Annotated in this window: 21 protein-coding genes; 4 read left to right on the forward strand and 17 right to left on the reverse strand. The window is 58.0% G+C overall.

Annotation, left to right across the window (positions count from 1 at the left end; genetic code table 11):
* Positions 1–14: 14 nt before the first annotated feature.
* Positions 15–1538, reverse strand: a complete 1524-nt coding sequence (locus LG198_RS01060; protein WP_230341321.1) for a fumarate hydratase — start codon at positions 1536–1538, stop codon at positions 15–17.
* 257 nt (positions 1539–1795) lie between these two features.
* Between LG198_RS01060 and glyA the strand changes: the two genes are divergently transcribed.
* The 4 genes from glyA to LG198_RS01080 all read left to right on the forward strand — a co-directional run bounded on the left by glyA (position 1796) and on the right by LG198_RS01080 (position 5750).
* Complete coding sequence (gene glyA, locus LG198_RS01065; RefSeq protein WP_230341322.1) at positions 1796–3043, forward strand: serine hydroxymethyltransferase; 1248 nt, start codon at positions 1796–1798, stop codon at positions 3041–3043.
* Positions 3044–3194: 151 nt separating this feature from the next.
* Positions 3195–3641, forward strand: coding sequence for a transcriptional regulator NrdR (nrdR, locus tag LG198_RS01070; RefSeq protein ID WP_230341323.1), 447 nt, complete (start codon positions 3195–3197; stop codon positions 3639–3641).
* A gap of 184 nt (positions 3642–3825) precedes the next feature.
* Positions 3826–4956 (forward strand): bifunctional diaminohydroxyphosphoribosylaminopyrimidine deaminase/5-amino-6-(5-phosphoribosylamino)uracil reductase RibD, encoded by a 1131-nt coding sequence (gene ribD, locus LG198_RS01075; protein ID WP_407659135.1) that lies wholly within the window; start codon positions 3826–3828, stop codon positions 4954–4956.
* Positions 4950–5750 carry a TatD family hydrolase gene (locus tag LG198_RS01080; protein WP_230341325.1) on the forward strand — a complete coding sequence of 267 codons (801 nt, stop codon included), beginning with the start codon at positions 4950–4952 and terminating at the stop codon, positions 5748–5750. The genes ribD and LG198_RS01080 overlap by 7 nt, the downstream gene beginning before the upstream one ends.
* Positions 5751–6144: 394 nt before the next feature.
* Here LG198_RS01080 and LG198_RS01085 read toward each other — a convergent pair whose 3' ends face one another.
* The 16 genes from LG198_RS01085 to LG198_RS01160 are packed head-to-tail and all read right to left on the reverse strand — an operon-like array spanning position 6145 to position 22429.
* Entirely contained in the window at positions 6145–6636 is a 492-nt protein-coding gene (locus LG198_RS01085; protein WP_230341326.1) for a type II secretion system protein, read from the reverse strand.
* A complete protein-coding gene (locus LG198_RS01090) occupies positions 6623–7012 on the reverse strand; it encodes a type II secretion system protein (protein ID WP_230341327.1) in 390 nt (129 codons plus the stop codon). Before LG198_RS01090 ends, LG198_RS01085 begins: the two co-directional genes overlap by 14 nt.
* 2 nt (positions 7013–7014) lie before the next feature.
* Positions 7015–7491, reverse strand: a complete 477-nt coding sequence (locus LG198_RS01095; RefSeq protein ID WP_230341328.1) for a type II secretion system protein — start codon at positions 7489–7491, stop codon at positions 7015–7017.
* On the reverse strand, positions 7488–9437 hold the full coding sequence (locus LG198_RS01100) for a secretin and TonB N-terminal domain-containing protein (RefSeq protein ID WP_230341329.1): 1950 nt from the start codon (positions 9435–9437) through the stop codon (positions 7488–7490). The genes LG198_RS01095 and LG198_RS01100 overlap by 4 nt, the downstream gene beginning before the upstream one ends.
* Positions 9434–9964: a hypothetical protein gene (locus tag LG198_RS01105; protein WP_230341330.1), complete on the reverse strand. Its 531-nt coding sequence runs from the start codon at positions 9962–9964 to the stop codon at positions 9434–9436. Before LG198_RS01105 ends, LG198_RS01100 begins: the two co-directional genes overlap by 4 nt.
* Positions 9961–10524, reverse strand: a complete 564-nt coding sequence (gene pilO, locus LG198_RS01110; RefSeq protein WP_230341331.1) for a type 4a pilus biogenesis protein PilO — start codon at positions 10522–10524, stop codon at positions 9961–9963. The genes LG198_RS01105 and pilO overlap by 4 nt, the downstream gene beginning before the upstream one ends.
* Positions 10509–11039: a hypothetical protein gene (locus tag LG198_RS01115; protein ID WP_230341332.1), complete on the reverse strand. Its 531-nt coding sequence runs from the start codon at positions 11037–11039 to the stop codon at positions 10509–10511. The genes pilO and LG198_RS01115 overlap by 16 nt, the downstream gene beginning before the upstream one ends.
* Positions 11030–11887, reverse strand: coding sequence for a hypothetical protein (locus LG198_RS01120; protein ID WP_230341333.1), 858 nt, complete (start codon positions 11885–11887; stop codon positions 11030–11032). Before LG198_RS01120 ends, LG198_RS01115 begins: the two co-directional genes overlap by 10 nt.
* Complete coding sequence (locus tag LG198_RS01125) at positions 11868–13535, reverse strand: GspE/PulE family protein (protein ID WP_230342034.1); 1668 nt, start codon at positions 13533–13535, stop codon at positions 11868–11870. The genes LG198_RS01120 and LG198_RS01125 overlap by 20 nt, the downstream gene beginning before the upstream one ends.
* Before the next feature lie 50 nt (positions 13536–13585).
* The gene (locus tag LG198_RS01130) at positions 13586–14773 is read right to left on the reverse strand and encodes a type II secretion system F family protein (RefSeq protein ID WP_230341334.1); all 1188 of its coding nucleotides are present in this window, start codon (positions 14771–14773) and stop codon (positions 13586–13588) included.
* A gap of 28 nt (positions 14774–14801) precedes the next feature.
* On the reverse strand, positions 14802–15254 hold the full coding sequence (gene gspG / locus LG198_RS01135) for a type II secretion system major pseudopilin GspG (RefSeq protein ID WP_230342035.1): 453 nt from the start codon (positions 15252–15254) through the stop codon (positions 14802–14804).
* A gap of 46 nt (positions 15255–15300) precedes the next feature.
* Complete coding sequence (locus tag LG198_RS01140) at positions 15301–16278, reverse strand: hypothetical protein (protein WP_230341335.1); 978 nt, start codon at positions 16276–16278, stop codon at positions 15301–15303.
* A 1-nt stretch (position 16279) separates the two neighbouring features.
* Positions 16280–17620, reverse strand: coding sequence for a TolC family outer membrane protein (locus LG198_RS01145; RefSeq protein WP_230341336.1), 1341 nt, complete (start codon positions 17618–17620; stop codon positions 16280–16282).
* Between the two features lie 11 nt (positions 17621–17631).
* The gene (locus LG198_RS01150; protein ID WP_230341337.1) at positions 17632–18993 is read right to left on the reverse strand and encodes an HlyD family type I secretion periplasmic adaptor subunit; all 1362 of its coding nucleotides are present in this window, start codon (positions 18991–18993) and stop codon (positions 17632–17634) included.
* A gap of 11 nt (positions 18994–19004) precedes the next feature.
* Positions 19005–20717: a type I secretion system permease/ATPase gene (locus tag LG198_RS01155; RefSeq protein ID WP_230341338.1), complete on the reverse strand. Its 1713-nt coding sequence runs from the start codon at positions 20715–20717 to the stop codon at positions 19005–19007.
* Positions 20714–22429 (reverse strand): type I secretion system permease/ATPase, encoded by a 1716-nt coding sequence (locus tag LG198_RS01160; protein WP_230341339.1) that lies wholly within the window; start codon positions 22427–22429, stop codon positions 20714–20716. The genes LG198_RS01155 and LG198_RS01160 overlap by 4 nt, the downstream gene beginning before the upstream one ends.
* Between the last annotated feature and the right edge of the window lie 9 nt (positions 22430–22438).

The raw sequence follows: 22438 nt of genomic DNA on the forward strand, positions 1-22438 counted from the left end.
AATGATTGCTGTGGTTATGCGCTGAACACCGGTATGTCTGCAATGCGGGGCCGCCATTCGGCCGGGCCCGAGTCATGGACAGAGTGGCCGCTGCTGTCTACCGCGACTGTGACTGGCATGTCTTCCACCGTGAATTCATAAATGGCTTCCATGCCCAACTCGGGAAAGGCCACGACGCGGGAGGCCTTGATCGCCTGGGAAATCAGGTAGGCGGCACCACCTATCGCGATCAGGTAAACGGACTGGTGCCGGCGGATCGACTGCACGGTGGCTTCGCCACGCTCGGCCTTGCCTATCATGCCTAACAGGCCGGTCTTGCCGAGCATGGTGTCGGTAAAGCGGTCCATGCGCGTTGCCGTGGTCGGGCCAGCGGGGCCGATGATTTCTTCGCCTACCGGGTCCACAGGGCCAACGTAGTAAATGAAGCGGTTGGTGAAGTCCAGGCCGTCCGGCATGGGCTCGTTACGGGCAATCAGGTCCACGATGCGCTTATGGGCGGCATCGCGGCCGGTCAGCAGCTTGCCTGACAGCAGCAGCTTCTCGCCCGGTTGCCAGGCGATGACATCTGCATGCGTGACCTGGTCCAGGTTGACGCGGCGCATGGGCGTGCTGGCATCCAGCGCGATCTGTGGCCAGTCCTCCAGCCTGGGAACGGGCAGGTGGGCAGGCCCGCTGCCATCCAGGGTGAAATGCACATGGCGGGTGGCGGCGCAATTGGGAATGATGGCGACGGGCAACGAGGTGGCGTGCGTGGGTGCCTCCAGTATCTTGACGTCCAGCACGGTGGTGAGCCCGCCCAGCCCTTGAGCGCCTATGCCAAGCCGGTTGACCTTTTCATAGATTTCCAGGCGCAATTCCTCGGCACGGCTTTGCGCGCCGCGTGTTTTCAGTGCCTGGATATCGATGGGGGCAAACAGGGATTGCTTGGCGAGCAGCATGGCTTTTTCTGCGGTGCCGCCGATGCCGATGCCGAGCACGCCAGGCGGGCACCAGCCGGCGCCCATGCCTGGCACGGTCTTGAGCACCCACTCCACGATATCGTCAGAAGGCTCCAGCATGGCAAGCTTGGATTTGTTTTCCGAACCGCCGCCCTTCGCCGCGATGTGGACTTCCACCGTATCGCCGGGCACCATTTCTACATGGACGACAGAGGGTGTGTTGTCGCGGGTATTCAGGCGCTTTCCGGCGGGGTCATTGACGATGGAGGCGCGCAGGCGGTTGTCCGGGTCGAGATAGGCGCGCCGCACGCCCTCATCCACCATGGCCTGTAGGCTCAACTCGCTTTGCCATTGCACGCTCATGCCTACGCTGATAAAAGTCACGACAATCCCGGTATCCTGGCACAAGGGGCGCTGGCCCTGTGCGCAGAGGTAGGAATTGATGAGGATTTGCCCAATGGCGTCGCGCGCGGCAGGGGACGGTTCGCGTCGCCATGCATCGTGCATCGCCGCGAGAAAGTCGGGCGAATGGTAGCAGGCAATGTATTGCAATGCCTGGTGGATGCTGCTGATGAAATCTTCTTGGCGGATCAATGCCATGTTGCGAAAGAGCCGATGATGGAGTTAAAGGGAATTATACCTGACCGGGGAGAAAAGACTGCCAGCAACCAGAGGGTTAACTGGCTCTGGCGAAAATGGGAACGCATGAGTGGCTGTTTATGACCGGATGGTGGCCGTGATCAATTGCCATGAAGTAAGCCAATGAATCATTTTCATTGGCTGTGAATCTGTTTCAAAGCTGCTGTGCTGCGAACATGTTAAAATCCTGCCTATTCATTTTTATCCGAGAATAGAACATGTTTAGCACGGCCAAAAACCTCAGCGTTGTTGATCCAGATTTGTGGAAATATGTGGAAGCTGAGCGCAATCGCCAGGATGAGCACATCGAGCTGATTGCCTCTGAAAACTACACCAGTCCCGCAGTTATGCAGGCACAAGGCTCCCAACTCACCAATAAATATGCTGAAGGTTATCCAGGCAAGCGCTTCTATGGCGGCTGTGAGTTCGTGGATGAAATCGAGCAGCTGGCGATCGACCGCCTGAAAAAGCTGTTCGGTGCCGAGTATGCCAACGTGCAGCCGCATTCCGGTTCGCAGGCCAACCAGGCAGTGTATTTCTCCATCCTCAAGCCCGGCGATACCGTGATGGGGATGAATCTCGGACACGGCGGTCACCTGACTCATGGCTCCCCGGCCAATCTGTCGGGCAAGCTGTTCAATATTGTGGCTTATGGCCTCAATGACAAGGAAGAGATCGATTACGACGAGATGGAGCGTATTGCGCTGGAAACCAAGCCCAAACTGCTGATTGGCGGCGCGTCCGCCTATGCGCTGCGTTTCGACTGGGCGCGCATGGCGGAGATTGCCAAAAAGGTAGGCGCCTATTTCATGGTGGATATGGCGCACTATGCAGGTTTGATTGCGGCGGGTGTTTATCCCAATCCTGTTCCGCATGCCGATTTTGTGACCTCGACAACGCACAAGACCCTGCGCGGCCCGCGCGGCGGCCTGATCCTGGCCAAGGCCGAGTTTGAGAAGTCTCTCAACTCAAGCGTATTCCCAAGCCTGCAGGGCGGCCCGCTCATGCACGTGATTGCGGGCAAGGCGGTGGCTTTCCTTGAAGCGGCCCAGCCTGAGTTCAAGGCTTATCAGGAACAGGTATTGAAAAATGCCGATACCATGGCCAAGACCTTGGCGGCACGTGGCCTGCGCATTATTTCCGGCGGCACGCAGTCGCATGTGTTCCTGGTGGATTTGCGTCCAAAGGGATTGACCGGCAAGGCCGCCGATGCCTACCTCGGCCAGGCGCACATCACTGTCAACAAGAACGCGATCCCGAACGATCCGGAAAGCCCGTTCGTAACCTCCGGCATCCGTATCGGTTCGCCTGCAATCACCACACGCGGTTTCAAGGAAGCTGAAGCTACAGAGGTGGCTAATTTAATCGCCGACATCCTGGATAATCCGACGGATGAGTCCGTGATTGCCGCGACCAAGGCCAAGGTGCATGCCTTGACCTCGCGCTTCCCGGTTTACGGCGCTTAGTGCGACTAACAAAATTCTCCTGGCGTTGTTGCTCTGCCTTGTCGTACTGCAGCAGAGCGCCTAGCCAGGACTGCTAGGCTGAGTTTTGTTAGCAGCACTTACATATGGATTTCTTCTTTAAATTGCAGGAATTGCAGGACAAAATTACTCGATGAAATGTCCGTTTTGCGGTGCCGATGATACACAGGTGATCGATTCCCGGGTCAACGAGGAAGGTGACTCCATCCGTCGTCGTCGTCGCTGCAATGCCTGCGACAAGCGCTTTACTACCTATGAGACAGCAGAGCTGCACTTGCCGCAGGTGGTCAAGCAGAACGGCAACCGTGAAGAATTCAACCGCGACAAGTTGCGCCTTTCATTCACGCGCGCCTTGCACAAACGGCCGGTGCCTACCGAATATGTGGACCGGGCGCTTGAGCACATCGTGCAGAAAATCCTCGCCAAGGGCGAGCGTGAAATCATTGCCCGCGATCTCGGCGAAATTGTCATGCAGGAGTTGAAAGCCATCGATAAGGTAGCGTACATCCGCTTTGCCTCTGTCTATCGCAGCTTCCAGGATGTGGATGATTTCAGCGACGTGATCCGCGACCTGGATTGATAAGGCTTTGCCTTCGAGTATATAACCGCGTTGGGACATAAGTACTGTCTGTGGCGATCCGCCTTGTTCTAAGCTTGAAGGCAAAACCATTAAGAGGCGCTTGATTCCGCAAGCGCCTTAACCTTTCTCCAGGCTGATTCCCGGCTTGTGCCACTGCCTCGCCAGCCTTTATCATGGCTGCATGATGACTGATTCCCCTAATTTTTCTGCCGATGACCACGCCTATATGGCCTTGGCATTGCGTGAGGCCGCGCGAGGCTTGTACGGCACCAGCCCCAATCCCAGGGTCGGCTGTGTCATTGTGAAAGATGGCCGCGTGGTTGGCCAGGGCGCCCACCTCAAGGCGGGAGAACCGCATGCCGAAGTGCATGCCTTGCGCATGGCGGGTGCGTTGGCCGCGGGTGCAGAGGCCTACGTTACCCTGGAACCTTGCAGCCATTTTGGCCGTACTCCGCCTTGCGCGGATGCCTTGGTCCAGGCCGGCGTCAAGCGCGTGGTCGCCGCAATGCAGGACCCGAATCCCCTGGTGGCCGGCAACGGCTTGAGGCGGTTGGCAGAGCATGGCATCAGCGTCGCCTCTGGCTTGCTGGAAGCCGAGGCTAGGGCATTGAATGCAGGATTTATTTCACGCATGACCAGGCAGCGTCCCTGGCTGCGCAGCAAGATCGCAGCCAGTCTGGATGGCAAGACTGGGCTGAGCAACGGGGAAAGCCAATGGATCACCGGCCCGGCAGCACGACAGCACGTGCAGCAATGGCGGGCCCAATCCTGCGCGATCCTGACAGGTGTGGGAACCGTGCTTGCCGACAATCCCATGCTGACGGTGCGCGATCCTGAATTATTGGCTGCGCGGCATGGCGTCCAGCCCTGGCGCGTGATTGTCGATAGCCAGTTGCATACCCCGCCGGATGCCACTATTTTGCAAGCAGGCCGAGTGTTGATCGCCCATGCGGCAAGCCTGCCGCAGCAAGCGCAGGCATTGCGTGGTGCCGGTGCCGACTTGCTCGCCTTGCCCGGCGAGGCGGGCAAGGTTGATCTTGCAGGATTGCTGCAAGCGCTTGCCGAACGCCAGATCAATGAGGTGATGGTAGAGGCCGGTGCTGTGCTGAACGGCAGCCTGCTGCAGGCAGGGCTGATGGATGAGCTTCTGCTTTATTACGCACCGGTATTTCTGGGTGGTGAGGCCCGCGATATGTTTGCCATGCCAGCCTTGCAAAGCATGCAGCAGAAAATTCAGCTGCAAGCGTTAGAGACCCGCCAGGTGGGTGTGGACTGGTTTGTGCGCGCCAGGCCTGTTTTGGTAATGCCATGCTGATCGATACCCATTGCCACCTTGATGCCCCCGAGTTTGATCCGGACCGGGCGAAAGTGGCCGAGGCGGCTTGGCAAGCGGGCGTCGGCGTGATTGTCGTGCCTGCTGTCGTGCGCAGTAATTTTGCCGCGGTGCGCGCGCTCGCGGAACGTTATTCCGGCTGTGCCATGGCGCTGGGGATACATCCTTTGTTTGTTGACCAGTCCGAGCCAGAGGACTTGGCCTTCCTGGCGCAGGAAATTGAGCAGAGCCACGCGGAGGTGGTCGCGGTTGGCGAGATTGGCCTGGATTTCTTCATTGAGCATTATGACCGTGAGCGCCAGGAATTTTATTTCATTGAACAGCTTAAGCTGGCCCGCGAATATGACCTGCCGGTGCTGCTGCATGTGCGGCGCTCGGTGGACCAGGTGTTGAAACAAGTGCGGCGCTTCAAGGTGCGCGGCATTGCCCATGCCTTCAATGGCAGCCTGCAACAGGCACAGGAGTTCATCAAGCTGGGATTCAAGCTGGGGTTCGGCGGGGCGATGACCTATGATCGAGCGCTGAAAATCCGTGGGTTGGCGCGGGATTTGCCATTGGAGTCCATCGTGCTGGAAACCGATGCGCCCGACATTCCTCCCTCATGGCTGGGCCATCATGGTCGCAACCGGCCCGATCAGCTATTGCAGATTGCCAATGCCCTGGCGGAAATCAGGAATGAAGAGGTTGAAAAAATTGCCACAATGACTACGCAAAATGCGCTTGACATTTTTCCAGGACTGGCAAACTTATACACATCACCTCATGTGACACTTTAAGATGTGTTAAAAAATGTTAATAATCCAATGACTTAAAATAAGTCATTGATTATTAATAATTAAATTATAAGTTCATTTTTTGTGCGAAATGAAAAAACCATTATGAATTGGGAAGTTACACTTTTAAGTCACAGCTATCCACACAATTATCCACAGTTTTTGTGGATAGCTCAGTTTCAGTAAATTTAAGAGCCTGTTCAAAGTCTTTTCATAGGGCACGTTGCCCCGGCCGCGCTGCCGGGACAACCCGAAGGGCATGACCCCAAGCGCCCGCTCTGCGTTGCAGTCCTTGGCAAGGCAATGAGCATTACCTGTGGACTGCGCTTTGATCGGACAAAGGGGTGAAACTAAATCTGAAGCCATGCGTACCCCATAAAAAGACTTTGAACAGGCTCTAAGGCGATATAGCGCTGCTGTTGTCGGTTTCAGGCATATAGGCAAATATCCATTCGATATAGGCCTTTTTCTTTTCAAAGTCCTGGTAAGGATGGGGGAAATTCCGCGTCTTGAACGGCTGTTCGCCGGAGAGGCTATACACCCCCATGATGCCGCCGCTGGGTGCGTAGAGCAGTCCCCAGCCAGGCCGGCCGGTGACCGGGTCGGTGTAGAGTTTGCGCAAATGGCGTTGCGGAGTGGGGAAGCGCTCATCCCTTAATAGGGCTTCCAGCGTCGGGGGGAACTGTTTTACCATGCCGGGCGACAGGTTGTAGTAATTACCGATGGCCTTGCGCATGGTGTCGCCGACCTTGAGCAGCTCCTGTTCGCGTTCGCGCCGCTGCATGTCACTCCAGCGGCTTCCCGCCTCGGCCAGGCCCAGGCCCGCGAGCATGATGACCATCAGCACACCCATGAGCGCCATGCCGTGCTGGTGCTTACCACTCGGCATAATAGCTTCCGTCCGAGGCCACGGCTTCCGAGCCGCTGCGAATATCGTAAATCTCGCCGGGGATATTGGCATCCTCGGGTGCAACCAATATCCAGCTTTCGGTGCTTTCCGTGATCGGGTCTTCAGGAATCGCGCGCAAATACTTGCGCTCCACCAGGTCAAACAGGCTGTCGGGATAGCGTCCGGTATCGCTGTAGAACTTGTCGATCGCATCACGCATCACGATCAGGTCGTGCCTGAGCGAGCTTTCCCGTGCGCGATCAATGCTGGAGAAGTAACGCGGCGTGACCAGGCTCAGGAGCGTGGCGATGATTGCAAGCACGACCAGGACCTCGATCAGAGTGAACCCGCGCAGTCTGGATAATTGATTTTTCATGCTCACCATTCCCGGTAGGGTTGCTGGTTGAGGCCGGTATCGCCGGAAAGGGAGTACACGTCATAGACATCCTCGCCTTCGGCTGGCTCTTCAAATGAGCTGGCGTAGCTGCGCTTGCCCCAGGTTGCGTCATTGGGCAGCTCTGTGTCGGGGGCAAACGGGTCGCGCGGAATGCTGCGCAGGAAATGGATTTTGCGCTTCTTCGGGTCGCGCGGGTTTTCCACGCCTTGCACCAGGATTTGCAGGTTGGGAGGATAGCCGGATTCCCCGGGACTTTTCTTGATCAGGCCATCGTCCGCTGCCTTCTTGTAGGCATCAATTGCGTCACGCAATTGCCAGAGGTTGCGCTTGAGCTCCTGCTCCTTGGCGCGCTTGGCCGTAATTTGCATGACGGGCGCCGCCGAACTCAGGATCAGCGCCAGCAATACCAGCGCTACCATGAGCTCGATCAGCGTGAATCCTGCCAGCTGTTTTTTCATCGCGGGTCATCCGGGAGGGCAATCTCTTCCACCGGCCGCATCACCGACCCGGCAAAATCGCGGTCTGCGTCGGCGCGTTCAGCCTGGATTTCCTGCGCTGTCTTGGCTGGCGCAGGCGCAACAGCCTGTGTGGCAACCGCCGCGTTATCCGGACTGCGCCCGGGGCGCGCTGCGCTGCGGTCTATGCCAGCGGGAAAGGTCGTGTAGATTGCCTGTGCAGGCGTCAGGTTGTTGATGATGCGCGGCGTGATCAACAGGGCGATTTCCTTCTTGCTGCGGTCATTGTTGCGGTCGCTGAATAGCCTGCCGACCAGCGGCAGTTTGGAGAGGCCGGGCACGCGGTTGGAAATTTTCTGCTCGTCATCGCGCAGCAGGCCGGCAAGAATCTGGGTTTCACCATCCTTGAGGCGTAGGATGGTGCTCGCATTGCGGGTGCCGATTGTGTAGGTGACGGTGCCGGAGCTGGTGGTCATGCGGTCAATCTGGTTGCTGACTTCAAGACCTACCTTGATGGAGACTTCGTCGCGCAGCAGGATGGTGGGCTCGACGTCGAGCTTGATGCCGACCTCGATATAGTTCACCGTTTGCGACACGAACCCGGTGGAGTTGGCGACGCTGGTGAGCACCGGAATGCGGTCTCCTACATGAATCTTGGCTTTTTCACGGTTCTTGACGCGGATGTGGGGGTTGGCGAGCAGGTTGGTGTCCGTGTCCTGCTGCAACAAATTCAATGCCAGCACTGGGTCGCTGATGCTGAATACCCCGAGGTTGGAATTGAAGTTCTTGAGCTCGTTGATGGTGAGCCTGCCTGGCGTGAGCGTGGTGGTGCCATTGACAGTGTCGCGCCCCTGCACGCCGATGCTGGCCGTGGTGGGATAGCGGATGCCGATGTTTTCCAGGCTGCGGCGGTTGATTTCCAGCACCTCGACCTCCAGCATGACTTCCGGTTCTGCCATGTCCTGCGACATGATGAGCTTTTCCGCGGTGCGGATCGCTTCCGGCGTATCGCGCATCACCAGGGTGTTGAGCTTTTCATCGATGTAGATGTCCTTGGTTTTTACCACGGTCTTGACCATGTTCATGAGTTTCTTGGCATCGGTGTTGCTCAAATAAAAGCTGCGGACAAAGGTCTCCTGATATTCATGGCTGCGGCTCAAGGGATAGATCAGCAGCGTGTTGTCGTTGAGTATTTTCTTCCCCAGCTGGTTGCTGGCGAGAATCACGTCAATCGCCTCCTCGATCGGCGTGTTGCGCAGGAATACGCTGGTGCGCTGGTCGCTGCGCAGCTCCTGGTCGTAAGTGAAGTTGATATTGGCGGCCTGGGAAATGAATTCAAAAACGGATTTGATGGTGACGTCCTTGAATTCCAGTGAAATAGGGCGTTTGAACGATGAGCGGATATGCGGCGGGTTGACTACCTTGTCCAGGCGTCTTTGCTCGATCTGTTCGAACAAGCCGCGGGCACTGCCATTGCCGGAGTCTTCCGCCAATATTTCACGTGCCAGGTTCTGTGCGCCTTCCCAGTCGTTGTTAGCCAGCATGTCCTGAGCGCGTTGCAGTGCGGCGTCATGCGTCGTGGCAATGCGCATTTGTTGTATGCCGTTCTGCGCCCGCTGGTTCTGGCTGTCAAGGTCAAGCACGCGCCGATAGGCGATATCGGCTTCTCCCCAGCGTTTCTGTTGCTTGAATTGGTCGGCCTCCTTCAACAGGATGGCAAGCTGCAGATCCTGCTGCTGCTTCAGGTAGTTACGATATTCCGGATTGTCGGGGAAAGTGCGAACCAGGCTCTTGAGTCTTTCTATTCCCGCTTCGATCTGCCCGGCGTTGATTATTTCCCTGGCTTGCTGGAACTCCAGGTTTCCCTGGTTCTGCCGCATTTCGTTTGTCGAGCAAGCGGCGAGCGTGAGGGCCAGCAATACCACACCTAATCTTATGTTCGCGTTCAATTGCTCTCTCCCATCATTAATGGCACATCTGCTCGCAATGGTTGATAACTCAAGGTCATGCGCGGCGGTTTGATTTCCTTGATTTTCCAGTCACCGATCACATCGCCGGTCTTGACGCTGACATTCTTGTCTCCCATGGACAGGAAGACGATGTACTGGCCTTGGTCTTCCAGCGTGCCTGCATAGGTAAACGGCACCGGGGGAATTTCCATGGCTTGTTGCACGACCGGTGCTTCTGCCATCGCCAATGACGCAGCCCGCGTGCCGCTGAACAGATTGTTTTCGCTGTCCTGCCAGGGCGTTCGTTTCAACTGGGCAAGGTCCAGGGAACCTGTCCCGGCAATCTCGACCTCGGTGGCAGGTGCTCCGGGTTTGGGCATGCTTGCCGCTTGCCGGGGGGTGTCTGGCTGGCGGGCAGCTGCCTGCACCGCGTCAATATCGGTATCGGTGAACGAAGTCCAGGCTGTGGCGGCCAATGTCGCGAGCAATGCCGACCATACCAGCCACTGTCCTGGCGTGAGTTTCATTGCCCATCCTTGTGCAAATACAGCGTGAACTTCAACCTGGCTTCGACATGGTCGCTCAGCACATCCTCCCGCCGGAGCGAGACCTCGTTCAATGCGGCAGAGGGCAGGGAAGTCAGCACTGCGGCGATAAAGCGGCGAATCTCCACATAACTGCCCTGCACGGGCAAACTGAGCTGATATCGGGAGTACGCTGCCGCAGGGTGGCGGATCAGGGAATAGTCCACTTTTTCCGGGATCAGGCCATGTTGCTCTGCCATCAGCAATATCTGGCTCAGCAGGCCGGTGGCTTCGCCTTCAGGCGGCAGAAACTGGTAAAAGGTGTTGAGCGAGGCCTGGGGGGAGCGGTCTATCCATTGGCCCTGGTGCTGGGGGATGGCGCGATGCATGGCCGTGACATCAAGCTTGAGTTGTTTCAATGACCTGGCTTGGGGCCATGCGTAGGCAAGTGCAATGGCCATGCATGCCGCCAGCAGCAGTAATCCCAGCTTCCCCTGCCAGCCAAGCCGGTTCAGGCCATAGCGCAGACGGTCCATTTTTCTGCCGCTTACTGCTGTATCCATACCGCCTCCACAATAAAATGCACAGGCATGGGCTGGTCGTTGTGATATTCATGCGACATCAGCAATACATCGTTGAAGATGGGCTGTGCGGCCAGGCTGCGCACATAGCCAAACATATGCATGACGTCATCGGTATTGGCGGTGATGCGCAATTTGCGCAGCCTGGCATTGGGCTCGATTGCAGTCAGCCTGATGTTCGTTCCCTGGATGTTTTCCAGGGCCGTGAACAGCTTTTGCCATGGCAGGGCCAGTTCGTTCATGGCATCTTTCACTGCGGCGATTTCCTGTTGCTTGGCCTGGTTTTCCTTGCCGGTAAGTGCTGGTGCGCTGGCTGGCTGCTGGATTCGCTGCATGTCGGTATTCAAGCGCTGGCGCTCTGCATTCAGTTGCTGCAGCCAGGCCATGAGGAGAATGGCGCCGACAATGGACAGCACCAGCAATGGAATGCCCCAAGGATTGCTGAATTGCCTGGTCGGGGCGTGGTTGAGTGAAACCGCGGGCAGCATCAATGCCATGCCTCCAAGCCATGATGATGTTGGGCGTGGGGCAGGATGTTGTAGACCTTGCGGCCGGGAAGATTGAGCTCCTCCAGCGTTTCCGTCGCGTAGAAGATGACAGGCCATTGGCTGGTATCGATGCCTGCAATGATGGACTCGCGCTCCAGCAGTGCCTGCAACTGGTCTTCAATATCGCTTTCAGCCGCATAGCTTTGCAGGCTCAACCATTGCCCTTGATGGAACAGCGATACGATCAAACGGTCGTTTTCCAGCATGACGAGATTCAGCGAATTGAGCAACGGGGTGCGGGCAAGTCGGTGGCGGACGACGTTGATGGCGACCATCAGGTGAGGGTTGATGTGGCGCACGGACATGCCTGCCAGGCGGAATTCTTCGCGCAGGGCTTGCAACAGCTTGTCATCGATTGCGCTTGCAAGCGCCGGATGCCCGTAAGGCACGGGCGTCGTGCGGATATCCCAACCGCGGGCAAAGTCGCCGTAGGCTTGGGTGAAGCAATGGCGCACAAACGCGTTCTGCTCCTGGCGGTTACTCAGCGCCGTATTCCAGGGCACGATGGCGTAGTGTGCAAAGTGGTTGGATACCACCACTCTGGGCTGGCAGCCATGCCATTGGCGCGTTTGCAGTTGCTGGTGCAGGCTGGAGATTGCGGGTTGCCAGAACTCGCTGCTGGGTAATGATGCACCGCTTGTTTCCAGCAGGATATCCTCTTTTGCCACCGGTTGATGCCTGATGCCGCGCTTGACCCTGAGCAGGCTGAGCTTGTGGGGCTGGATCAGGATACGGAGCTCATCCCGCCATGGGAGCTCCCATCCGCTTGGCGGCCAGTTAAACGAGCGAGGTAACACGATTGATCTCCTGTAAGGTGGTTTCGCCGCGTTTTACCATGTCGAGCGCGGCCTCGCGCATGGTGCGGGTACCGTTGGCGCGTGCGGCTTCCTTGACTTTGCGCACCGGTTCCCGGGTGACGATGAGTTCGCGAATCAGGTCGTTGAAAACCAGCAGTTCCGCGACTGCCTTGCGTCCCTTATAGCCTGTGCCATGGCATTGGCCGCATCCCTGCCCGATGCGGAAGCGGTACTCATGGGCTGTTTCTGCCGGAATGCCGGACTTGGCGAGCAGTTCCGTGTCCGGCGTGTCGGCAATGGCGCAATGCGGGCAGATGGTGCGCACCAGGCGCTGGGCCATGATGCCGTTGATAGCGGACACGAAGCTGTAGGCGTCGACATTCATGTTGGTGAAGCGGCCGATTACGTCGAACACGTTGTTGGCGTGCACCGTCGTCAGCACCAAGTGGCCGGTCAGCGCGGATTGCACGGCAATCTGCGCGGTTTCCGGGTCGCGGATTTCGCCGACCATGATCTTGTCCGGGTCGTGGCGCAGGATGGAGCGCAGGCCGCGAGCGAAGGTCAGGCCTTTCTTCTCGTTGACCGGGATTTGCAGCACGCCGGGCAGCTGGTATTCGACAGGGTCCTCGATCGTGATGATCTTGTCCTGCCCATGGTTGATTTCGGAGATGGCGCCATACAGCGTCGTGGTCTTGCCGGAGCCGGTCGGGCCGGTGACCAGCAGCATGCCGTAGGGCTCCTCGGCAAGCAGGCGGAAGCGCGCCATGATCTCGGCTTCAAAGCCAAGCACATCCAGGCTCAATCCCTGGGCCTGGTCGGACAAGGCCTTGCGGTCCAGGATGCGCAGCACCGCATCCTCGCCGAACACGCTCGGCATGATGGATACGCGCATATCCACCTCACGGCCCAGCGCCATGACCTTGAAGCGGCCATCCTGCGGAATGCGGCGTTCCGCGATATCCAGTTCGGACATGACCTTGATGCGTGAAATGGCCTGTTCCGCCTGCATCACGCCATGGGCGCTGCCGACATTGCTCAGTACGCCGTCAATGCGGTACTTGATCGTCAGACCCTGGGCGTCGGTTTCCATGTGAATATCGCTGGCGCCTGCCTTGAGCGCGTCATACAGCGTGGAGCGCACCAGCTTCACGACGGGCGATGTGTCCTCTGCAATCGAACGCAGCGAGATGTCCTCAATGCCATTGCTTCCTGTCTCGCTGACTGCCTGTTCGGGCAGCAGGCCATCCATGGCGCGCATGCTGTCCTCGAAGCGCGAGAGGAAGGCGGCGATATCCTTGCGGTGCGCAATGCTCCATTGCGCAGGCGCTGGCAGTAATTGGTTCATGCGGCTGTAAAGCTGCGCATCGAACGGGTTGGCATATACCATGTGCAGCCTGCCGCTGGCATCACGCAAGGCGATACATTCCTGCCTGCCGGCCTCGGCAAAGGGCAACAGCTGGAAATCCGGCTGCAGCTCATACAATTGCAGGATGTCCAGGACGGGATAGCGCATGAGGTGACCCAGCGCCCGCATGAACCCCTCCGAGTCCAGCCCGGAAATCTCTTCCAGCACGTCCAGCAGATGCTGCTGGCTGTGCTGTGCCAGCACGCGCGCCTGTTGAACTTTAGCAAGGTCGAGCTGGGCCATGGAGGCGTGGGAATCCGCCTGGAGCAAGGGCAGGTGGTCCAATGGCTGGTTCACTGGATACTCCCCGCCAGGTCGAAAATCGGCATGTACATGAGTACGACCACAACGCCGATAATCAGCCCGATCACGACCATCAGCAAGGGTTCGAGCAGGCGGGTGAACCAGTCCACGGCACGGGCGATCTCCTCGTCGTAGAAGCTGCCGATGCGCTCCATCATCTCGCCCATGCGGCCGGTCCGCTCCCCGACGCGCAGCATGCGCAGTGCAATCGTGGTAGTCATGCCGTGCTCCTCCATGGCGCTGGAAAGCGGCTTGCCCTCGCGGATATCCTGCTCTGCCAACTGCAATTGATGACGCAGGCTGGGCTGCAGCAGGGAAGACACCATCTGCATGCCCGTCATCAGGGGAATGCCGCCTTGCAGCAACATGCCCAGGGTGCGGTAAAAGCGCGCCAGCTGGTAGATGCGCATGGTTTCGCCCAGCGCGGGTATTTTCCAGAGCTGCTGCATCAGCGTATTGCGCACCATGGGACGGCTCAATATCAGCGCAAGCAATCCCATGGCGACGATGGAAATCATCAGCGCCGCTTGTCCGTGGTCATGCAGCATGCGGCCCCAGGCGAGCAGGAGCTGCGACATCCAGGGCAGGCTGTCCCCGGCGCTTTCATAGATGGCGCTGAAGCGCGGCACGACGTAACCGAGCAGGAACAGCATGACCAGGCCGCCGACGACGATCAGCAGCACCGGGTAGATCGAGGCGGTGGTGATCTTCTTTTTCACTGCGTCCAATTGGCCTTGATACGTCACATGGCGGCCCAGTGCCTGCACCATGTCGCCGGTGCGCTCACTGCTGCGGATCAGCGCAACATAGAGCGGGGGGAAGATGGCGGGAAATTTCTCCAGCGCGCTCGACAGCGGCAGGCCCTCGTAAAGCAATGCCAGCAGCTGCTTGAGCAGGCTGCGGGATTCGCCATGGCCTTCTTTTTCCGCCAGGGCTTCGATTGCCTCGACCAGGCTCAGTCCGGAATCCAGCAGGGATAGAAGCTCCTGGCTGAACAGCATGAGGTTGAACCTGGGCTTGCGCAAACGTGCGCCTATCCCGGTTTTTCCCGAGCGTTTCCAGCCGAGCACGCTATAACCCTGGGCTTCTGCCTGCAGTTGCGCCTGCAGGCTATCGCTGGCCTCCAAGGTCAGGGATTGCACCTCGGCGCCGCGTGCGACTTTGAGCTCGAATTTCATGCCGGCATCCTGTGAAGTTCGTGAGGGGCTACTGCCAGCTCACGATGTCGGCAGATTCCTCCGTGCCGCCGGGTTGTCCATCCTTGCCGAAAGACCACAAGTCGTATTCCCCATGTTCGCCGGGTGAGCGGTATTGATAAGCCTTGGACCAAGGGTCCTGGGGCAGGGCTTTTTGCAGATAGGGGCCATGCCAGCGGGGTTCGTCCGATGGTGCCGTGTTGAGTGCCGCCAGGCCTTGCTCGGTGCTGGGATAACGCCCGGTATCAAGGCGGTACTGGTCCAATGCCTTGCCCAGGGCCTCGATTTGCGCCTTTGCCGTCTTGGCTTCCGACTTGCCGATCTGGGCGAAGTACTTTGGCCCCACGTAGCCTGCCAGCAGGCCGATGATCACCATGACCACCAGCAGCTCGAGCAGCGTGAAGCCCTTATGGAAACCTTGGAAACGGGATGGTGCGGAGTGCTGGATTCCGCATTGGTGCATATTGGTTGCGATAGAACGTGTTGTGAAAATGGGCATGGCGATATCCTCAAGGTTTTGCTGTTTCATGTTCGGGTATTTCATCCAGTGTTGCCCCGGGCGGTGCAAAGCCGGGGACGCTGAGTTCAATGAAAGGGGGCATGGTCTGGCGCAGGCGAATGGCGCCAGAGAGCTCAACAGGTGTCTCGTCGCCGCAACGCGCTTTGATGTACAGCGTTGGCGATGCAGGGCGCTTGGTCAGGCCGACCGATGTCGTGAAATTGACCCAGTTGTCATTGAGCGATGCAGATTGCTGGCCAGGGTCTGGCGCAACACGCTGTTTGCTCTCCACTCCATTGATTGCCCGGTGATATGCCGGCTCGATGGGAGGCTGGCGTTGAAAACCGGCGTGCTTGCGGTACTGCACCGAGGTAAAGCTGCGCCCGATGCGGTAGACAGGCTCTGCACTCGACGAATACACCGTATATGCCACCTCAAGCGCTTGCCCGGCAAAGCCGCCCCTGGCAATGTCGCTGATCTTGAAAAACTGCTTGCCTGCCAACTGGGTGTTGTAGTCGGCATCCTTGCTGGAGAGGGCCAATACCTTGGTGCCATAAATGCATTCGCCTGCTGCCGGGTTGCGCCAGACAAAATCCATTACGCTGGCGACCTTCTTGTCCTGGTGCCCTGTCAGCGCATTATTCATCAGCGCTTGGCGGCTGGCATGCTTGACCAGGCTGAAATCCGGCAATGGCGCGACAATTTCCCGGTCGGGGAACACCGCGCAGGTATTGCTGTTGCTTGGAGTGGGCTTATGCGGGATGTCGTGATGGCTGGCAGGGTCGAACTTGCCGGTATCGTTGCAGAGGATATAGGCGCTCTTACCGTTTTCCAGCGGTACGCCGTCAATAGGCAACGGTTCGAAGCCTGTTGCATGCGCGGCAGAGGCGAACAAACCCATCATGTTAAGCAGGCCGCCAAGCAGGTACCCTCCGGCGCCGGGTGTCAGCCGTTTGCCGATTGGATGATAGCGCAGCGTCATCATCATGTTAGTTCACCGAAAAATACTGGTTCAATGCATGCAGCTGGGACTCGTTGAGCATCCCGGCGGCCTGCTTGAGGTTGATGATGTCGTTGACCAGGACATACTGCACGCGGCTAAGCTCCAAACGGCTGCGAAACAGCTTCTGCTGTGCATTTAAAACCTCGATGTTGGTGCGGGTGCCGGCGGCAAAGCCTTTTTGCGTGCCTTCGAGGGCGATTTCGCTGGACTTGACTGCCTGGCGGTAGGCGGCCAGCGCTTGCAGGCCGCTGCGGATGCTGTTGAGGTATTTCCTGGTATTGGCTTCAATGTCGCGGGTGCGCAAATTGAGCAATTCCTCAGCGGCATCTACCCGGTTGAATGCCTGGCGCACGCTGGCGCTGGTAAAGCCGCCGGCAAACAAGGGCATATTGAGCTGCAAGGCAAACGTGGTGGTGTCGAAGCGCGAGCCCAGCGTATTGTTGCTGTCGTTTTCGCTATAGGAACGCACCCCGACCAGGTCCAGGGTGGGGAAGTGCCCGGCGCGCCTCTTTTCCACGTCCTGCCTGGCGACCTCGACGGATAGCCTGGCGGCGGCAATCTCGGGATTGTTGCCCAGCGATTGCTGCAGCCAGAAATCCAGGTTGTCCGAATCCGGCACGTTTAGCGGCAATTGTGCCGTATTGAGCGGGGCAATTTCGTTGACGATGGTACCGGTCATGTTGCTCAAGGTCTGCTTGAACACGTCCAGTGAATTTTCGGTGGTGATGAGTTCGGCCTGGGCGAGCTCCAGGTTGGCTTGCGCCTCGTTGATCTCGGTGATCGTGCCTTCGCCATTGTCATAGCGACGCTGGGCCTGGTCGCGCTGCTGGCTGGTGGCGGCGATGTTGCTGCGCAGTACCTCGGCCTTTTCCTGCGCATACAGGGTTTCGAAGTAGGTCGCGGCCAGCCGGCTGATCAGCGTGGCATTCTCCTTGAGCAGCAGGGCCTCCTTGCTTTGCACGCTGGCTTCCGCGCCGCGATAGGTCGCCAGGCTTTCCTTGTTGAACAGGGACTGCCTGAGGCTCAAGGTGTAGTTGTGGATGTCGTAGTTGAGCCTGCTGTCCACAGCGCCCAGGCTGGTTTGCGTGGTACGGTCGGTCACGCCGTGGCCGACGCTGGCGCCAAATTGCACCCGGGGCAGGAACAGGGCGCGGCTCTTGTTGATCTCCTCCCGTTCCGCAGCGGTGTTGGCCTCAGCCGCTTTGTACTGGGCATCATATTGCAACGCCTTCTCGTACAGGCTGAGCAGGTTTTCCGTAGCATGCAGCGGCACGCTGGCGCCGATCAGCAAACCGCCCAATAGGATGTGATGGAAATGCTTGCCCATATTGCTAACCCTTATTCCTCCTTCATTGAAGCCGCAATGCGCTTGACCAGGGGGTGCATGAGATAGGTGAGCAGGGTGCGTTCGCCGGTGCGGATCACGACCTGCACCGGCATGCCGGGTTGCAGGCGACGGTCGCCCAGCGTTTTCATGCCTTCTTCCGTGATGTTGATGCGGGCGAGGTAGTAGCTCGACGGGGGCTGGTGGTCCGTATCTACCAGGAGGTCGCTTGAAACCGTCTTGACCTTGCCTTCCAGCAATAGCTGCGGCGTATTGGAAAAGCTTGAGAAGCGGACATCGGCATCCTGCCCGACATGGATCTTGTCGATCAGGTGCGGCGGGATTCTCGCATCCAGGATCAGGGGCTCGTCGAACGGCACGATATCCATGATCTTCTGCCCGGGCTGGATAATTGCCCCCAGGGTGTGCACCTGCAAGCCCACCACCTGGCCACTCACCGGCGCAGTCATTGTCACGCGCTGCAATTCATCCCATAGCGGCTTGTATTTCTCGGCATCGGCCTGCACGGCGAGCTTGACCTGCGCCATCTCGGTGTCGATTTCCTTTTTCTCGGTCTGCTCGCGCGCGGTAATGCGTTGCTGCAGTTCGAGGATCGCCTTGCGGCTGCGCAGGATATTGGAATCGTTGGTGGCGATCAGGCCGTAGGTCTGGGCGAGCTTCTGTTCCAGTTCGTTCTGCTGGTTGCGCGGGGCATAGCCTTCGCTGACCAGTTGCCTGATGCCGGCAGTCTGCTGGGTCAGCAATTCCAGTTGCGAGCGGTAGCTGCCTGCAACCCCTTGGTAGCCTTCGATCAAGGCTTCCTGGCCCTGGATGGATTCACGCAATGCCTCCACATCGGCGCGCAAGGCATATTGACGTGCCCGCAACAACTGCGACTGGTTCAGCATCAACTGCTGTACATAGGGGTCGCTTTGCTGCTTGAGCAATTCTTCATGGAAGCTGATGCTGCTGGCACCCAACTTTTCCGCAACCAGGCGGCTTTCCTGCGCCAGCAGCCCCAGGTAGCGCTGCCTGACTTCGTCAAAGCGCGCCTTGCTGGCAGTCTCATCCAGCGTAAACAGCACGTCGCCTGCCTGCACGGCCTTGCCTTCATGCACCATCAGCTTGCTGATGATGCCGCCAGTCAGGTGCTGTACCGTTTTATGCCGTCCTTCTACCGTCACCACGCCCTCTGTAGGCACGCCTTCATCCAAGGGGGCAAAGGCAGCCCATGCCATGAAGCCGCCAAAGCCGAGCAGCAGGATGATGAATCCCAGCCGGGTCGTATGCTGTTCATGCTTTTTCTCATGCAAGGGGATGACCTTGTGATCATCCACAGGCAACTCTGCTAATTCATGCTTCAAAGGCAGGTTCATATGCTCCATCCTTATGCCACCTTGCTTGCTGGGGCTTGTCTTGCTCGGTTGAGCGTAGCGATCACCTGGTCGCGCGGGCCATGGCACACCACGGCGCCCTGGTCGAGCACCAGTAACTTGTCTGTAATCTTGAGGATGTGCGTGCGGTGCGAGACGATGACGATGGTCTTGCCCTGGTTTTTCAACAACAGCAGCGCGGTAATCAGGCTGGCTTCGCCTTGGTCATCAAGGTGCGAATTGGGCTCATCGAGGACAATGACAGCCGGTTGCTGGTAGATCGCCCTTGCCAGGCCCACCAACTGGCGCTGTCCGCCTGATAGTGCGGGCGATTCAGGGCTGATGCGGGTGTCGTAGCCTTTGGGCAAGCGCAGGATGGCTTCATGAATTCCCGCTGCCTGTGCTGCCTGGATTACTTTTTCAGGCTCCGGCTGCATGAAGCGGGCGATATTTTCGGCGATGCTGCCTTCCAGCAAGGCCACCTCCTGCGGCAGGTAGCCCAGCGATTGCGCATATGCCGCGTTTGGAATCTGTTTCAGGGGAACGCCGTCCACCAACAGTTCGCCTTGCCGGGTGTCGCAGGTATTGACCAGGCAGCGTACCAGCGTGGTCTTGCCAGAGCCGGAAGGGCCGAGGATGCCGAGAATTTCGCCTGGTTCTATGCCCAGGCTCAATGGATTGAGGATAGGCTTGCCATTCGGTGCTTGCACGCTTAACTGTTCCAGCGTCAGCTTGCCCTTGATCGGCTGGACGGGCTGTATGTCGTGCAACGGTTCATCCTCACTGGCATCGCTGGCGAGCAACAGGTCGACATTCGCTGCAGATGTCTTTGCCTGGATGAACTGCTTCCAAGTGCCCACGATAATGTCAAAGGGTTGCAGGGCACGCGCAATCAGCACATTGGAGGCGATCATGGCGCCGATCGAGATATCGCCTTTCACCGCCAGCAGTGCGGCGACGCCGAGCATGCCGGACTGCATGGTATAGCGTGCGAATTTGTTGACCCGCTGGTTGCGGTTCTGCACCTGGCTGGCGAGTGCATCCAGCCAATGCCAGCGGGACTGGATGGCAAGCCAGCGCTGCCTTAACTGGGGCATCATGCCCAGCACGTGCAGCGTTTCGATACTATGCAGCTTGCTGTCGAGGAATTGCAGCCCGTGGTTGCGCGCTTCTGCTACTTTGTCCAGTGGCTGGGCCGTGGTTTTCTGGTTCCACAGGGCCAGCCCAAACTGGACCATGCACAAGACAACTGCCAATACGCCGAGAACCGGGCTGAGGATGAACAACACGGCGACATATAAAAGTGTCCACGGCAGGTCGAAGAAGGCAAACAAGCCGTTGCTGGTAACAAACTGGCGGATAAAGGTCAGGTCCTGCATTGCTTGGTGCGTGCCGTTGGATGTTCCATCACGATGCGCCAGGCCAAGGTTGAACAGCCTGGATGTCAGTAGTTTGTCAAAGCGTACACCGGCCCTGATGGCCACCAGTGAACGTATCCAGTCGGAAAATGCCATGACCATGAACAGGAACACGGTGATCAGCGTCACCGCGAGCAGCGTCATTTCGCTGCGGCTCAGCAGCACACGGTCATAGAGTTGCAGCAGATAAAGGGTAGGAGCGAGCATCAGCACATTGGTGACCATGCTGAAAATGGCAATCGCCCAGATTTCCGGCTTGAACAGCGCAAGATAGCCACGCAGGGATGCAGGGCGTTGGAGCTTGCTCATGGCTGTATCCTCGGCGCATTGCCTGGTTGCTGCTGCAATGAGGCAATTACTTCGTCAGGCTTGCCGTAGCGCAGCACCTGGCCTTTCATCATCACCATCATGCTGTCGGAAATATCCTTGATGCCCTGCAGGTGGCTGATGATGACAAACGTCGTGTTCTGAGCCTTCAATATGCGTACCGCCTGTTGCAGGCGCTGCTCGCTAGCTTCATCGAGATTGGCATTAGGCTCGTCCAGCACCACGATGGCAGGCTTGCCATAAAGCGCACGGGCCAGGCCGACCAACTGCCTACGCCCGCCCGAGAGCAAATAACCTTCATGGCCGATACGGGTGTCGATCCCTTCGGGCAATGACGTTATCCAGGGGTGCAGTTGCAGCAGTTCGATTACGCTAGCGAGCTTCTCGGGGTCAGGGCTGCCAAAGCGGCAGATATTGTCGGCAATCGTGCCGTCGAGCAATTCGATTTCCTGCGGCAGGTAGCCGAGGTATTGCCCGAGCTCTTCCTTATTCCACTGGAAAGCGTCCACCCCATCGAGCCGCACCTTGCCTGTGCTCGGTTGCAGCAAGCCTACCAGCAGTTTCGACAAGGTTGTCTTGCCGGAGGCAGACGGTCCGGTGACTAGCAGGACTTCTCCCGGCGCCATGCGGAAATGGATGTTGCGCAGCAAGGGCTCGCGGGGGTTGTCCGCCAGGGCGTAGCTGAGGTTTTCTACCGAGATTTGGCCAGTAGGGGCGGGCAATGGCATGCCTGGTCCGGGTGTCGGGTATTGATCCAGCAAGTCGCTGAGCCTGCCGTAGGCTTGCAAGGCGTTGCCCAGGCTGCTCCATTGCGCAATCAACTGGCTGAACGGGGCCAGCACCCTTGCAGCGAGGATGGAAGCCACGATCATCATCGCGGCGCCATGGGTCAGGGATTGATTGATCACCAGATAGCAACCCAGCCCAAGCACCAGCGAAGTCTGGGAGATTTGCAGGAATTTCGAATAGGCCGCATGCTTGCCAGCGATCTCGGAGGCAGCGGATTGCTTGTCAAGGAAGGCCTGCTGTTTATCTTGCCAGCGCGTTTCCAGCGGCGCCTGCATGCCCATGGCGCGCACTGCTTCAGAGTGCTGCTGGATATTGGTGAAATAACGCTGTGCCGCCAATGCGTATTGATTGGCCTTTTGCAATGCCGGCTGCACACGTACCTGGTTCAGGCAGGCGATGAGCGTCTGGATGGCAAGCCCGAACAAGGTCAGGTAGCCCAGGCTGCTATGAATCAGGAAAATCGCCGTGATAAAAATCAGGATGAACGGGATATCAATCAGGCCCATCAGGGCGGGGGAGTAGAGTATTTCCCGCAAGCTGCGATAGTCGTTAAAAACGCGCTGTGCCGGGAAGCTGGCTGAGTCGAGCTTGGCAGCGAATGCTGCGTTGAATAGCTGAGTGCTCAGGGTTTGGTCAAGCTGGTCGGCAGCCTGCAGCATCATGCCGCGGCGCACCCATTCCAGGCTTTCCATGACCAAGTAAATAAAGATCACCATCATGGTCAGCATGAGCAAAGTGCTGAGATTGCGACTGAAAATCACGCGATCATAGACTTCGAGCATGTACCACGATGGTGCCAACACCATGAGGTTGGTAAAAAGACCAAAGAAAACCACCTTGCGGGAAAGAGGGATTATTCCCGCCAGGGCTTTCTTCAGTATTGCTTTGTTATTGTTAATGGCCACGCAAACAGT

Source organism: Methylobacillus arboreus (assembly GCF_020532725.1).
GTDB lineage: Bacteria > Pseudomonadota > Gammaproteobacteria > Burkholderiales > Methylophilaceae > Methylobacillus > Methylobacillus arboreus.